Consider the following 13,999-nt stretch of genomic DNA (forward strand, 5'->3'; position numbering starts at 1 on the left):
GAGACCTAGTTGTAGGTTCCCGGCGTGAAGTCGTCGGAGCTGAACGAGTCGAAGTCGACGAAGCTCAGGTCCGCCTCGTTGAACGACGCGTCGTCGGTGAAGATGCGGTTCGGGTACCGCTCCGCCTTCGCCTCCTCGGTCGCCTCCACCGTCACGTTGCGGTAGCGGTTGAGCCCGGTACCGGCCGGGATCAGCTGACCGATGATGACGTTCTCCTTGAGACCCATCAGCGGGTCGGACTTGCCCTCCATGGCGGCCTGCGTCAGAACGCGGGTCGTCTCCTGGAAGGACGCGGCCGACAGCCACGACTCGGTGGCCAGCGAGGCCTTGGTGATGCCCATGACCTCCTGACGCGCCGACGCGGTCTTCTTGCCCTCGGTGAGCGAGGCCCGGTTGATCGCGTTGTAGCGCGACCGGTCGACGAGCTCACCCGGGAGCAGCTCGGTGTCGCCGTGCTCGACCACCGTGACCTTGCGCAGCATCTGCCGCACGATGACCTCGATGTGCTTGTCGTGAATCGGAACACCCTGCGAGCGGTACACGCCCTGGACGCCGTCCACGAGGTGCTTCTGCACGGCGCGAACGCCCTGCACGCGGAGCACCTCCTTCGGGTCGAGGTTTCCGACCACGAACTGCTGGCCGAGCTCGACGTGCTGCCCGTCCTCGACGAGGAGGGTCGCGCGCTTGAGCACCGGGTACACCTGCGGCTCGTCGCCGTTGTCGGGCGTGAGCACGATCCGGCGCTGCTTGTCGGTGTCCTCGATCACGATGCGACCGGCGGTCTCCGCGATCGGGCTCGCGCCCTTCGGGGTCCGCGCCTCGAACAGCTCGGTGACACGCGGCAGACCCTGCGTGATGTCATCCGCACCGGCACTTCCACCCTGGTGGAAGGTACGCATCGTGAGCTGGGTTCCGGGCTCACCGATCGACTGGGCCGCGATGATGCCGACGGCCTCGCCGATGTCGACGAGCTTTCCGGTCGCGAGCGAACGGCCGTAGCAGGCCGCGCACACACCGACCGCGGACTCACAGGTGAGCACCGAGCGGACCTTGATCGACTCGACGCCCGCCGCGATCAGCGTGTCGATGAGGACATCGCCGACGTCGGAGCCGGCCGCCGCGACGACCGTGCCCTTCGCGTCGACCGCGTCCTCGGCGAGGCTGCGGGCGTAGACCGCGTTCTCGACGTTCTCGTCGCGGGTGAGGACGCCGTCCACCACCGTCGCGATCGGGAGCTCGAGGCCCTTGCCCGTGCCGCAGTCGTCCTCGCGGATGATGACATCCTGCGAGACGTCGACGAGACGACGCGTGAGGTAGCCCGAGTCGGCGGTGCGGAGCGCGGTGTCGGCGAGGCCCTTGCGAGCACCGTGCGTCGCGATGAAGTACTCGGCGACCGAGAGTCCTTCACGGTACGACGAGATGATCGGACGCGGGATGGTCTCACCCTTCGGGTTCGCCACCAGACCACGGATACCGGCGATGTTGCGGACCTGCAGCCAGTTACCTCGAGCACCCGAGGACACCATCCGGAAGATGTTGTTGTCCTTGGGGAACCCGGCCTGCATCGCGTCGGCAACCTCCTTGGTCGCCTCCGTCCAGATCTTGATCAGGTCGGCACGACGATCGACGTCTTCGATCTTTCCGAGGTCGAAGTCGTTCTGGACCTTCGCGGCCTGCTTCTCGTGCTTGGCGATGATCGCCGGCTTCTCGGCAGGCGTCAGGATGTCCGACAGCGCCACCGTGACGCCGGAGCGGGTCGCCCAGTGGAAGCCCGCGTCCTTGATCCGGTCGAGCGCCGCAGCGACCTCCACCTTGGGGTAGCGCTCGGCGAGGTCGTTGACGATCGCCGAGATCTTGCCCTTGTCGGCGACGGCCTCGACGTACGGGTAGTCCGCCGGGAGCGTCTCGTTGAAGAGCGCGCGACCGAGGGTCGTGTCGACGAGCTTCGTCGAGCCCTGGACGAAGTCCTCCGGGGCGTCGGCGAGGTGCACGTTCTCGAGACGGATGCGCGCGGGCGCGTTCAGGTCAAGCGAGCCCTGGTCCATCGCGAGGATCGCCTCGGCGACCGACGAGAAGGCACGACCGGCGCCGACCGCGTCCTCCTTGAGCGTCGTCAGGTGGTGCAGACCGATGATCATGTCCTGGCTGGGCAGGGTCACCGGGCGGCCGTCCGACGGCTTCAGGATGTTGTTCGACGCGAGCATCAGGATGCGGGCCTCGGCCTGCGCCTCGACCGAGAGCGGCAGGTGAACGGCCATCTGGTCACCGTCGAAGTCCGCGTTGAACGCGGTGCAGACGAGCGGGTGCAGCTGGATCGCCTTGCCCTCGACGAGCTGAGGCTCGAAGGCCTGGATGCCGAGACGGTGCAGCGTGGGCGCACGGTTCAGCAGCACGGGGCGCTCGCGGATGATCTCCTCGAGCACATCCCACACCTGCGGGCGCGAACGCTCGACCATGCGCTTGGCGCTCTTGATGTTCTGCGCGTGGCTCAGGTCGATCAGGCGCTTGATGACGAACGGCTTGAACAGCTCGAGCGCCATCTGCTTCGGCAGACCGCACTGGTGCAGCTTGAGCTGCGGTCCGACGATGATGACCGAACGACCCGAGTAGTCGACGCGCTTGCCGAGCAGGTTCTGGCGGAAGCGACCCTGCTTTCCCTTGAGCATGTCGCTCAGGGACTTCAGGGCGCGGTTGCCGGTTCCGGTGACGGGGCGACCACGGCGACCGTTGTCGAACAGCGCGTCAACGGCCTCCTGCAGCATCCGCTTCTCGTTGTTGACGATGATCTCGGGCGCACCGAGGTCGAGCAGACGACGCAGACGGTTATTGCGGTTGATCACACGACGGTAGAGGTCGTTGAGGTCGGAGGTCGCGAAGCGGCCACCGTCGAGCTGCACCATCGGGCGCAGCTCCGGCGGGATCACCGGCACGACGTCGAGCACCATGGCGGCCGGCGAGTTGCCGGTCTGCAGGAACGAGTTGACGACGCGCAGACGCTTGATCGCGCGGATCTTCTTCTGGCCCTTGCCGTTGGCGATCTCCTCGTGGAGGGTCTCGCTCTCGGCGGCGAGGTCGAAGGACTCGAGGCGCTTCTTGATCGACTCGGCGCCCATGAACGCCTCGAAGTAGAGACCGAAGCGGTCCTGGAGCTCGTGGAAGACGCTGTCCTCCGGCTTCAGGTCGCCGACCTTGAGGGTGCGGAACTGCTCCCACACCTCTTCGAGCTGCTTGATCTGCTCGTCGAAGGCCTTGCGGGTCTGCGACATCTCCTTCTCGGCGGCGTCCTTGACCTTGCGCTTCTGGTCGGCCTTGGCGCCTTCCTCCTCGAGCGCGGCGAGCTCGGTCTCGAGCGTCGCGAGACGCGCGGCGATCCGCGAGTCGCGCTGCGACTCGAGCTGCTTGATCTCGAGGCGGAGCTCGTTCTCGAGGCCGGGCATGTCGGCGTGACGTGCCTCCTCGTCGACCGAGATCACCATGTAGGCGGCGAAGTAGATGACCTTCTCGAGGTCCTTCGGCGCCATGTCGAGCAGGTAGCCCAGGCGGCTCGGCACACCCTTGAAGTACCAGATGTGCGTCACGGGGGCGGCGAGCTCGATGTGGCCCATGCGCTCACGGCGGACGGAGGACTTGGTGACCTCCACACCGCAGCGCTCGCAGACGATGCCCTTGAAGCGGACTCGCTTGTACTTGCCGCAGGAGCACTCCCAGTCCCGCGAGGGTCCGAAGATCTGCTCACCGAACAGACCGTCCTTCTCGGGCTTCAGGGTGCGGTAGTTGATCGTCTCCGGCTTCTTGACCTCGCCGTACGACCACGCGCGGATGTCAGCGCTGGTCGCGAGCCCGATGCGGAGCTGATCGAAAGTAGTTGCGTCGATCACGTGTGTGTCTCTCTCGCTAGTTCTCTATAAACCTGTGTACGGGCCCGGATCAGATCTCGTCGACCGACGAAGACTCGAAGCGGGTGGAGATGTTGATGCCCAGCTCTTCAGCAGCGCGGAAGACCTCGTCATCCGTGTCCTTCAGGCTGATGACGGAACCGTCAGCCGCGAGCACCTCGACGTTCAGGCACAGCGACTGCATCTCCTTCATGAGGACCTTGAAGCTCTCGGGGATGCCGGGCTCCTGGATGTTCTCGCCCTTGACGATCGCCTCGTAGACCTTCACGCGGCCGAGGATGTCGTCGGACTTGATCGTCAGAAGCTCCTGCAGCGCGTAGGCGGCGCCGTAGGCCTCGAGGGCCCACACCTCCATCTCACCGAAGCGCTGGCCACCGAACTGCGCCTTACCACCCAGCGGCTGCTGCGTGATCATCGAGTACGGGCCGGTGCTGCGGGCGTGGATCTTGTCGTCCACCAGGTGGTGCAGCTTCAGGATGTACATGTAGCCGACCGAGATCGGAGCCGGGTACGGCTCGCCCGAGCGACCGTCGAACAGGCGGGTCTTGCCGCTCGAGTCGATCAGACGCTCACCGTCGCGGTTCGGCAGGGTGCTGTCGAGCAGCCCCTCGATCTCGGACTCGAAGGCGCCGTCGAACACCGGCGTCGCCACCTTGGTGCCCGGCTCGGCCTCGCGGGCCTCGGCGGGAAGGGTCTCGGCCCACTTCGGCGAGCCGTCGACCTTCCAGCCCTGCTTGGCGACCCACCCGAGGTGGGTCTCCAGCACCTGGCCGAAGTTCATTCGACCGGGGATGCCGAGCGGGTTGAGCACGACGTCGACCGGAGTTCCGTCGGCGAGGAACGGCATGTCCTCGACCGGCAGGATCTTGGCGATGACGCCCTTGTTGCCGTGACGGCCGGCGAGCTTGTCGCCCTCGGTGATCTTGCGCTTCTGAGCGATGTAGACGACCACGCGCTGGTTGACGCCCGAGCCGAGCTCGTCGTCGCCGTCCTGCGCGTCGAACACCTTGACGCCGATGACCGTGCCCTGCTCACCGTGAGGAACCTTGAGCGAGGTGTCGCGCACTTCGCGGCTCTTCTCGTTGAAGATCGCACGGAGCAGGCGCTCTTCGGCGGAGAGCTCGGTCTCACCCTTCGGCGTGACCTTGCCGACGAGGACGTCGCCGGGGCGGACCTCGGCGCCGACGCGGATGATGCCGCGCTCGTCGAGGTCGGCGAGCAGGTCGAGGCTGACGTTGGGGAGGTCACGGGTGATCTCCTCCTTGCCGAGCTTCGTGTCGCGCGCGTCGACCTCGTACTCCTCGATGTGGATCGAGCTGAGCACGTCGTCCTTCACCAGGTTCTGGCTCAGGATGATCGCGTCCTCGAAGTTGTGACCCTCCCACGGCATGAACGCCACGAGCAGGTTCTTTCCGAGCGCGAGCTCACCGTTCTCGGTCGCGGGGCCATCGGCGATGACCTGGCCGACCTCGACACGCTCGCCCTCGTCGACGATCACGCGGTGGTTGTAGCTGGTGCCCTGGTTCGAGCGGTCGAACTTGCGCAGGTAGTAGTCCTGCGTGCCGCCCTCGTCGAGCTGGATCGTGACGACCTCGGCGCTCACCTCGGCGACGACACCGGCCTTGTCGGCGGTGACGACGTCGCCGGCGTCGATCGCGGCGTAGTTCTCCATGCCGGTTCCGACATACGGCGAGTCCGAGCGCAGCAGCGGCACGGCCTGGCGCTGCATGTTCGCACCCATGAGGGCGCGGTTCGCGTCGTCGTGCTCGAGGAAGGGGATGAGCGAGGTCGCGACCGACACCATCTGGCGCGGCGAGACATCCATGTAGTCGACGTCTTCGGCGTCGACGAGCTCGACCTCGCCGCCCTTCTTCCGCACGAGCACCTTGGGCTCGGCGAAGCGGAAGTCGGCGGTGAGCGGCGCGTTGGCCTGGGCGACGACGAACTCGTCCTCCTCACTCGCGGTGAGGTAGTCGATCGTGGTCGACACCTTGCCCTTGGTGACGCGACGGTACGGGGTCTCGATGAACCCGAACGAGTTGATCCGCGCGAACGAGGCGAGCGAGCCGATCAGACCGATGTTCGGGCCTTCCGGCGTCTCGATCGGGCACATGCGGCCGTAGTGGCTGGGGTGGACGTCACGAACCTCGACGCCGGCGCGCTCACGCGACAGACCGCCCGGGCCGAGGGCCGAGAGACGCCGCTTGTGCGTCAGGCCCGCGAGCGGGTTGTTCTGGTCCATGAACTGCGACAGCTGGCTGGTTCCGAAGAACTCCTTGATCGCGGCGACGACGGGGCGCACGTTGATCAGGGTCTGCGGCGTGATCGCCTCGATGTCCTGCGTGGTCATGCGCTCGCGCACGACGCGCTCCATGCGGCTCAGGCCCGTGCGGACCTGGTTCTGGATGAGCTCGCCGACCGCGCGGATGCGGCGGTTGCCGAAGTGGTCGATGTCGTCCACGTCGAGGCGGATGTCGACCTTCTTGCCGTCGCGAACACCCGGGAGGGTCTTCTGCTCGGCGTGCAGCGCGACGAGGTACTTGATGGTCGCGATGATGTCGTCGACCGAGAGCACCGAGTCGCGGAGGTCCGCGTCGATTCCGAGCTTGCGGTTGATCTTGTAGCGACCCACCTTGGCCAGGTCGTAGCGCTTCGGGTTGAAGTAGAAGTTGTCGAGCAGCGCACGCGCGGCCTCGGCGGCGACCTGCTCGCCCGGACGCAGCTTGCGGTAGATGTCCTTGAGCGCCTCCTCCTTGGTGAGGATGGCGTCCTTCTCCAGCGTCGCGGCGATCGACTCGTAGCCGGCGAAGTGCTCGAGGATCTCCTCGCTCGTGAGGCCGAGGGCCTTGAGGAAGACGGTGACCGACTGCTTGCGCTTGCGGTCGATGCGAACGCCGACCTGGTCGCGCTTGTCGATCTCGAACTCGAGCCAGGCACCGCGGCTAGGGATGATGCGAGCGGAGTAGATGTCCTTGTCGGAGGTCTTCTCCATCTGACGCTCGAAGTACACGCCGGGGCTCCGGACGAGCTGCGAGACGACGACACGCTCGGTGCCGTTGATGATGAAGGTGCCGCGCTCGGTCATCAGCGGGAAGTCGCCCATGAAGACCGTCTGGGTCTTGATCTCACCCGTCATGTGGTTCATGAACTCGGCGTTGACGTAGAGCGGCGCGGCGAACGTCTTGCCGCGCTCCTTGCACTCGTCGATCGTGTACTTCGGCTCTTCGAGCTCGGGCTGCGAGAACGACAGCTGCATCGTCTCGCCGAGGTCCTCGATCGGACTGATCTCTTCGAAGATCTCGTCCAGACCGGTGGTCTCGGGAACCGAGTCGTTGCCCGCCGCCTTCGCCTCGGCCGAACGGGCCTTCCAGGCGTCATTGCCGACAAGCCAGTCAAAGCTCTCGGTCTGCAGCGCGAGAAGGTCGGGGACCGTCAGCGTGTCAGTGATCTTGGCGAAAGACAGCCGCGATGCGGTGCGGCCGTTCTTGAGGGACTTCTTACTGGATGCGGAGCGCGCAGCAACCAAGGAAAACAACCTCCGTGAGACGAAAGAGTCTCATTCTGTGTCGGTAGTGGAGAGAACGCCCCATGCCCATGAATCAATAACCCCGCCGCTATACTCGGGGTCTCTCTCCGGGCGCGCCAGCCGACCGCAATATGACGGCGTGAGAGTGTGGGAGCGCAAAGGTCAACTATATGTCCCAACTCCGCGACATGTCCAGTAATTCCTTGACTTGATCTGAGAATGGGTCTATAAGCGCGCGGAAAGGCAGTCAGAAACGGTGGATTCCGAGCTCTCTCGCTCGCTGCGCAGCGGCCTCCACGCGGTGGTGCGCGCCGACCGCCACGTTCCCGGCTCGTTCGAGCTGGTGGTCGACGGAACGCCGCAGTCGCACGTCGATCTCGGCGATCCGACGCACCTCTTCTATGAGTACGTGCGCCGCATGGGCCACGTGATCGACCAGCTGCCGAGCGGTCCGCTCACCGCCGTGCACCTCGGCGCCGGCGCTCTGACCCTGCCGCGCTACATCGAGGCGACCCGGCCGGGATCGCGCCAGCAGGTCGTCGAGCTGGAGCCGGACCTCATCGAGCTGGTGCGCGAGGCGCTGCCCTTTCCCCGCGGCGCCTCGATCCGGATGCGCTACGGCGACGCGCGGGAGGTGCTCGGCAAGCTGCCGGCGGGGCTGCGCGGCTCCGTCGACCTGCTCGTCGTCGACGTGTTCGGCGGGGCGCGCATCCCGGCGCACGTCACGAGCGTGGAGTTCTACGCCGAGTGCGCGGAGCTGCTCGGACCCGACGGGGTGCTCCTGGTCAATGCGGCGGACGGGGCCGGCGGCGCGTTCGCGCGCGGCCAGGCGGCGACCCTCCGGGTGGCGTATTCCGACGTGGCCGTGCTCGCCGAGTCGGCGGTGCTGCGCGGGCGGCGCTTCGGAAACTTCGTCCTGGTGGCCTCGAAGGGCGAGCTGCCGCTCGACTGGATGCCGCGACTGCTGGCGGGCGGTCCGCATCCGGCGGCGCTCGTGCACGGTCGCGCGCTCCGCGACTGGATCGCCGGTGCCGCGATCGTCACCGATCAGACCGCCATTCCCTCCCCCACGCCCAACAAGAGCGTCTTCGCCCAGCGCGGCGGCGCGTGACGGGACCCCGGCGTAGCCTCAAAGCATGCCTCGAGCTTCGACGTCGGCGGCCCGCGCGGCGGGCGGCACCGCTGCGGCTGTGACCGCGCTCGCGCTCGCGCTCAGCGGGTGCGTCGCCGGCGCGCCCTCCGCCCCGACCGCGCCGCCGAGCCGCCCGAGCGACCCGATCCCGGCGGCCACCTCCGGCGTCGAGCCGACCGGGGAGGTGCGCGAGGTCGCGACCGGCCTCGCCGCCCCGTGGTCGATCGCGCAACTGGAGGACGGCACCGTCCTGGTGAGCGAACGCGACTCCGCACGCGTGGTCCGACTCGACGACTCCGGCGCCGCGACGACCGTGACCACCCTCGACGACGCCGCACCCGCGGGCGAAGGGGGCCTGCTGGGGCTGGCCCCGCGCGAGGAGTCGGGCGAGCGCTGGCTCTACGCCTACCTGACGGCGGCGAACGACAACCGCATCGTGCGCCTCGCGATCACCGGCACCGGCGCGGGGCTGCGTCTCGGCGAGCCGGAGCTGGTGCTCGCCGGAATCCCGAAAGCCGGCAACCACAACGGCGGCCGCCTCGCGTTCGGGCCGGACGGGCTTCTGTACGCGACGACGGGCGATGCGAGCGACCGCGAGGCCGCGCAGGATCCGTCGAGCCTGGCCGGCAAGATCCTGCGGATGACTGCCGAGGGTGCGGCACCCCGCGACAATCCGTTCCCGGGGTCGGTCGTCTACTCGCTCGGGCACCGAAATCCGCAGGGCATCGCCTGGGACGAGAGCGGGCGGCTCTGGGCGGCCGAGTTCGGACAGAACACCTGGGATGAACTCAACCTGATCACGCCCGGCGCCAACTACGGCTGGCCGATCGTCGAGGGCGCGGCGGGGCGCGAGGGGTTCGTGGATCCGGTCGCGCAGTGGTCCACCTCGGAGGCGAGCCCGAGCGGTCTCGCGTTCATCGACGGCACCCTCTTCCTGGCGGCACTGCGCGGCGAGCGCGTCTGGGGCATCACGCCCGGCCCCGACGGCACGACGGTCGAGGCCGCGGCGTACTTCGTTGGGGAGTTCGGCCGGATTCGGGACGTCACCGCGGGACCGAACGGGACGCTGTGGTTTCTGACGAACAACACCGACGGGCGCGGGGACGCGCGCGCGGGCGACGATCGTCTCGTGGAGGCGGCCCTGCGGCCGCTCGGGGAGGGCTGACGGTGGCAGAGCTCGAACGGGTGCGGACCTGGGCCGAGGCCCTCATCCGCCTTCACCTGGACCCGACGGTGTGGACGTTCGCGTTCGACCACGCTCGAACGCGGGCGGGGGCGTGCGACTACACCCGGCATCGCATCACGGTGTCGCGACTGATCGCGGAGCGCTCCGACGACGACGAGGTGCACCAGACACTGCTGCACGAGGTCGCGCACGCGCTCGCCGGCCCGGCCGCCGCCCACGGCCCCGAGTGGAAGGCGATCGCCGCCGACCTCGGCTACGTCGGCGGACGCGTTCACCACGGGCCGGTCGCCACCGAGCTGGCCCCGTGGGTGGGCGTCTGCCCTGCCGGGCACCAGCACTACCGCTATCGGCGACCGAAGCGCGTCACCTCCTGCGCGCAGTGCTCGCGCCGATTCGACACCCGGCATCGCATCGCGTGGACGCAGCGCTCCACGTAGTCGGCACGGTCTCGCAACCGGCGATACTGGTTACATGTCAACCGGCCAGCTCGTGACCACCCCCGACGGCGCCACCTGGCGGTTCGAGGCCGGCGCGGAATCACTCGACTTCGCCTACGCCCTCGGCAGCATCCCGGGCGCCCGTGCGACGGAGCCGGTGGACTCCGCCCGCCGGCTCGGGGAGTGGCTCGCCGAGCGCGTGCCCCGGCTCGCCGCCGAGGACGCGACCGACCGCGACCTGCTCGACGCCCGCACCCTGGCGCGCGCGCTCGCGCGCCTCGCCGAGGCCCGGCGCGCCGGCGCGGCCGTCGACCCCGACGACATCGACGTCGTCAACCTCGTCGCGGCGATGCCCGACCTGCCCCCGCGCCTCGCCGGCGGAGGACGGCAGGCGGGGGCCTCGCGCATCCGCGTCAGCCAGGCGCTGTCGTCGCTCGCACGCGAGGCGATCGCCATGCTCGAGGGCGACCCGGCGTCGCTTCGCCGCTGCGGCGCCGCGGACTGCGACCTGCTGTTCCGCGACGAGTCGCGCACGCAGTCGCGCCGCTGGTGCTCCATGCAGCGCTGCGGCAACCGGGCCAAGGTGCGCGCCCACCGCGAGCGGGCGCGCGCGGCGCGCTAGCCCGCGCGGCGGCTAGTCGATGACCTGGACTTCCTTCCAGAACGTCACGTAGTTCGAGAAGTCGGCGCCCACGCGGTCGAACGCGCTCGCGTGCGGCGTCGGGTAGCTGAACGCGCGATCCTGCAGCAGCTGGTCGCCGTCCTTGACGGAGAAGTACTGGCACTCGCCCTTCCACGCGCAGGTGTAGGGAGTCGGGCTCTTCTCGAGGAGCTCGCTCTTCACACTCGACGGCGGGAAGTACGTGTTGCCTTCGATGTGCAGCACCTCCGACGCGTCGGCTTCGGCAATGACAGTTCCGTTGAGTACGGCCTTCGGCATGAGTTCTCCCGTGGTTCGTGGTCCGCACCGCGCTCCGACACAGGGCCGTCGCGGTGTCTTGACCCCAACCGCACACCCTCGCGGATCATTCCCTGACGACAGCGACCTCTGCCCCGACCGTCGACGGGGACTGTCCCTCGCGCGCACTTGTCGAGGCGCTCAGCAGATGCCGCGTCGCGCGGCGGAGGCCCGTGTAGGCGGAGGCGGCCGCGGCCGCCTCCGGCGAGTTGTGGTCGATGCCGACCTCGGCGAGCGCGTCGATCACGGCGCCCGCCGCGAGAAGGTCCTCCACCGCGAACCGCTCGCCGCCGTCGGGACGCGTGGCCCCGGCTGCCACGACCGCGATCCGGAAGCGTCCGCCGAGCGACTCCTGTCGGGCGAGCGCCCAGCGGGCGAGCGATTCCGCCGACGCCAGCGTCGCGAGGGCGACCGCGGGTCCCGACTCGAACTCGGGGACGGCAACGGCACCCAGCTCGTCGACCCAGACGATCGCCTCGACGTCGCGCCCGATCGCCGCGGCGCCCGAGCGACCCCAGTCGAAGCGCACCTGGTAGTCGGACTGGGCGGACGGATCGGAGACCGGGGCGTTCATGACTGTGAGAGTAGCGGCCCTCGCGATCCGGGCCCGCAAGGCGGAGACTGGAACCATGCGCGTCCAACTCCGCCTCGAAGTCGACTGCCCCACCGACGCCGCGTGGGACGCCCTGCGCTCCCCGGCGAGCTTCGCCGAGATCTATGCGCCGATCATCGAGATGGTGCCCGTCGAGCCGGCGATCTTCCCCGAGCAGTGGCCCGAAGGCGAGGCGCGCGTCGCCCTGAGCACCCTGATGGGGATCATTCCGGTCGGGGAGCAGAAGATCGTCATCTCGTACGCGGAGCGCGGCGGCGTGCGGATCATCGAGGACTCCGGGCGCCCGCTCAGCGGCCCGCTGTCGGTCATCTCGCGCTGGCGGCACCGGATGGCCGTCTCGGCCCTGCCCGGCGGCGGCACGCTCTACCGCGACCGGCTCGACATCAGCGCGGGCATCGCCACCCCGTTCCTCTGGGCCGCGATGTGGATCATGTGGCAGTGGCGCGCCGCGCGGCTGCGACGCCTCTTCGCGAGGCTCTGAACCGCCGTCTGCTAGCCTGAGACCACTTGCAGCGCGATCCCGCGCTTCTTGCGTCGAAGAACGCATCCCTCGCCGCTCGGTTCACCGAGGCCCGGCTGACATCTTCTTACGGCGATTCGACGTGACCACCGTCACGCTCGCCCTCCGCTGGTCTCGATACGCCGCGCTGACGCGCGACTACTCGACCGGCACTGCCAATGAAAGGGACCACTGTGTCCACCAACTTCAGCACGCTCGGCGTGCCGTACCCGCTTGTCGAGGCTCTCGCCGCGGCCGGCAAGACCGAAGCCTTCCCCATCCAGGTCGACACCCTGCCCGACACACTCGCGGGACGCGACGTGCTCGGCCGCGGGAAGACCGGCTCGGGCAAGACCCTGGCCTTCTCGATTCCGATGGTCGCCCGCCTCGGCACGCGCCTCGCCGGGGGCGCGCGGCGCCCCGGTCGTCCGCTCGGCCTCGTGCTCGCCCCGACCCGCGAGCTCGCCACCCAGATCAACGCCACCCTCGAGCCGCTCGCGAAGGCCTACGGCCTGACGACGACCACGATCTTCGGCGGCGTCTCGCAGAACCGCCAGGTGCAGGCCCTCAACTCGGGCGTCGACATCGTCGTGGCCTGCCCCGGTCGCCTCGAAGACCTCATGAAGCAGGGCTTCGCCAAGCTCGACGCGATCGAGATCACGGTGCTCGATGAGGCCGACCACATGGCCGACCTCGGCTTCCTGCCCGGCGTGACCCGCATCCTGAACGCCACCCCGAGCGACGGCCAGCGTCTGCTGTTCAGCGCCACGCTCGACAACGGCGTGGACAAGCTCGTCGCGAAGTTCCTGAGCTCGCCCGTCATGCACTCCGTCGACGAGGCCAACTCCCCCGTCGCCGACATGACGCACCACGTCTTCGCTACGGCCGATGTCGAGTCGAAGAAGCAGCTCGTGAAGACGCTCGCCTCCGGCACCGGTCGCCGGATCCTCTTCATGCGCACCAAGCACCACGCGAAGAAGCTCGCCCTGCAGCTCACCGCCGAGGGGATTCCCGCGGTGGACCTGCACGGAAACCTGAGCCAGCCCGCGCGCGACCGCAACCTGGCGGCCTTCGCCGACGGCAGCGCTCGCGTGCTCGTCGCGACCGACGTCGCCGCCCGTGGCGTGCACGTCGACGACGTCGAGCTCGTCGTGCACGTCGACCCGCCGATGGAGCACAAGGCCTACCTGCACCGCAGCGGCCGCACGGCGCGCGCCGGCTCGTCGGGTGACGTCGTCACCGTCGTGCTTCCCGCACAGGAGAAGGACCTCGCCCAGCTGATGCGCAAGGCGCAGATCTCGGCGGCGACGCAGCGTGTGACCGCCGACTCCGCCCCCGTGCGCGAGCTCGTCGGCGAGGTCGCCGCGTACGTGACCCCCGCTCCCCGCGCGGCGCAGCCCGCCCGCGGCGGCGGACGTTCGCAGGGCGCCAACGCGCAGCGCAAGCGCGCCGCGCGTGAGGGCCAGAGCCAGCCGAGCCGAGGCTCGGGCCAGGGTCGTCGTTCGCAGGGCTCCGGCCGCGGGGCCGCAGCTGCGGCCGGCGCCGCGAGCTCGGGCCGCGGAGGCGCCGCCCGCACCGGCGGCACCGCGGGCACCCGCGGTGGGGCCCGCTCGGTCTACTCGACGAACTCGAACGGCACGTCGACCGGCGGCGGCAACCCGCGTCGCGGCGGCCGTCGCAGCTCGCGCCCGATCGGCTAGACCCGGCCCGCTGCTCCGGCAGCCTCAGCATCAGCCTCTCCCGAGGCGGGAC

The 13,999-nt window shown here is 68.9% G+C and carries 10 protein-coding genes; 6 read left to right on the forward strand and 4 right to left on the reverse strand.

Annotation, left to right across the window (positions count from 1 at the left end; translation table 11 throughout):
* Positions 1-5 precede the first annotated feature (5 nt).
* Both ACR3ZA_RS06840 and rpoB read right to left on the reverse strand, forming a co-directional pair.
* A complete protein-coding gene (locus tag ACR3ZA_RS06840) occupies positions 6-3,878 on the reverse strand; it encodes a DNA-directed RNA polymerase subunit beta' (RefSeq protein ID WP_473661248.1) in 3,873 nt (1,290 codons plus the stop codon).
* Between the two features lie 49 nt (positions 3,879-3,927).
* The gene (gene rpoB / locus ACR3ZA_RS06845; protein WP_473661249.1) at positions 3,928-7,422 is read right to left on the reverse strand and encodes a DNA-directed RNA polymerase subunit beta; all 3,495 of its coding nucleotides are present in this window, start codon (positions 7,420-7,422) and stop codon (positions 3,928-3,930) included.
* Between the two features lie 256 nt (positions 7,423-7,678).
* Here rpoB and ACR3ZA_RS06850 point away from each other — a divergent pair, with 256 nt between their 5' ends.
* Genes ACR3ZA_RS06850 through ACR3ZA_RS06865 form a run of 4 tightly spaced genes read left to right on the forward strand, consistent with a single transcriptional unit; the run spans position 7,679 to position 10,799 of the window.
* Positions 7,679-8,533 (forward strand): fused MFS/spermidine synthase, encoded by an 855-nt coding sequence (locus ACR3ZA_RS06850; RefSeq protein WP_473661250.1) that lies wholly within the window; start codon positions 7,679-7,681, stop codon positions 8,531-8,533.
* A 25-nt stretch (positions 8,534-8,558) separates the two neighbouring features.
* Entirely contained in the window at positions 8,559-9,719 is a 1,161-nt protein-coding gene (locus ACR3ZA_RS06855; RefSeq protein WP_473661251.1) for a PQQ-dependent sugar dehydrogenase, read from the forward strand.
* Between the two features lie 2 nt (positions 9,720-9,721).
* Positions 9,722-10,177 (forward strand): SprT-like domain-containing protein, encoded by a 456-nt coding sequence (locus ACR3ZA_RS06860; RefSeq protein ID WP_473661252.1) that lies wholly within the window; start codon positions 9,722-9,724, stop codon positions 10,175-10,177.
* Between the two features lie 34 nt (positions 10,178-10,211).
* Positions 10,212-10,799 (forward strand): CGNR zinc finger domain-containing protein, encoded by a 588-nt coding sequence (locus ACR3ZA_RS06865; RefSeq protein WP_473661253.1) that lies wholly within the window; start codon positions 10,212-10,214, stop codon positions 10,797-10,799.
* A 12-nt stretch (positions 10,800-10,811) separates the two neighbouring features.
* Here ACR3ZA_RS06865 and ACR3ZA_RS06870 read toward each other — a convergent pair whose 3' ends face one another.
* Both ACR3ZA_RS06870 and ACR3ZA_RS06875 read right to left on the reverse strand, forming a co-directional pair.
* Entirely contained in the window at positions 10,812-11,117 is a 306-nt protein-coding gene (locus tag ACR3ZA_RS06870; protein ID WP_473661254.1) for a DUF427 domain-containing protein, read from the reverse strand.
* 85 nt (positions 11,118-11,202) lie between these two features.
* The gene (locus tag ACR3ZA_RS06875; RefSeq protein ID WP_473661255.1) at positions 11,203-11,709 is read right to left on the reverse strand and encodes a 2-phosphosulfolactate phosphatase; all 507 of its coding nucleotides are present in this window, start codon (positions 11,707-11,709) and stop codon (positions 11,203-11,205) included.
* Between the two features lie 55 nt (positions 11,710-11,764).
* On the opposite strand from ACR3ZA_RS06875, the gene ACR3ZA_RS06880 reads away from it, so the two are divergent.
* Both ACR3ZA_RS06880 and ACR3ZA_RS06885 read left to right on the forward strand, forming a co-directional pair.
* Entirely contained in the window at positions 11,765-12,229 is a 465-nt protein-coding gene (locus ACR3ZA_RS06880) for a hypothetical protein (RefSeq protein WP_473661256.1), read from the forward strand.
* A 197-nt stretch (positions 12,230-12,426) separates the two neighbouring features.
* Positions 12,427-13,947: a DEAD/DEAH box helicase gene (locus ACR3ZA_RS06885; RefSeq protein ID WP_473661257.1), complete on the forward strand. Its 1,521-nt coding sequence runs from the start codon at positions 12,427-12,429 to the stop codon at positions 13,945-13,947.
* The last annotated feature ends 52 nt before the right edge of the window (positions 13,948-13,999 follow it).

The organism is Herbiconiux sp. J20-20 (assembly GCF_057365085.1).

Coding starts and splice junctions, on each gene's coding strand:
- ACR3ZA_RS06855 (WP_473661251.1), top strand. CDS start 8,559: ATGCCTCGAGCTTCGACGTCGGCGGCCCGCGCGGCGGGCGGCACCGCT.
- ACR3ZA_RS06865 (WP_473661253.1), top strand. CDS start 10,212: ATGTCAACCGGCCAGCTCGTGACCACCCCCGACGGCGCCACCTGGCGG.
- ACR3ZA_RS06870 (WP_473661254.1), bottom strand. CDS start 11,117: ATGCCGAAGGCCGTACTCAACGGAACTGTCATTGCCGAAGCCGACGCG.
- ACR3ZA_RS06875 (WP_473661255.1), bottom strand. CDS start 11,709: ATGAACGCCCCGGTCTCCGATCCGTCCGCCCAGTCCGACTACCAGGTG.
- ACR3ZA_RS06880 (WP_473661256.1), top strand. CDS start 11,765: ATGCGCGTCCAACTCCGCCTCGAAGTCGACTGCCCCACCGACGCCGCG.
- ACR3ZA_RS06885 (WP_473661257.1), top strand. CDS start 12,427: ATGAAAGGGACCACTGTGTCCACCAACTTCAGCACGCTCGGCGTGCCG.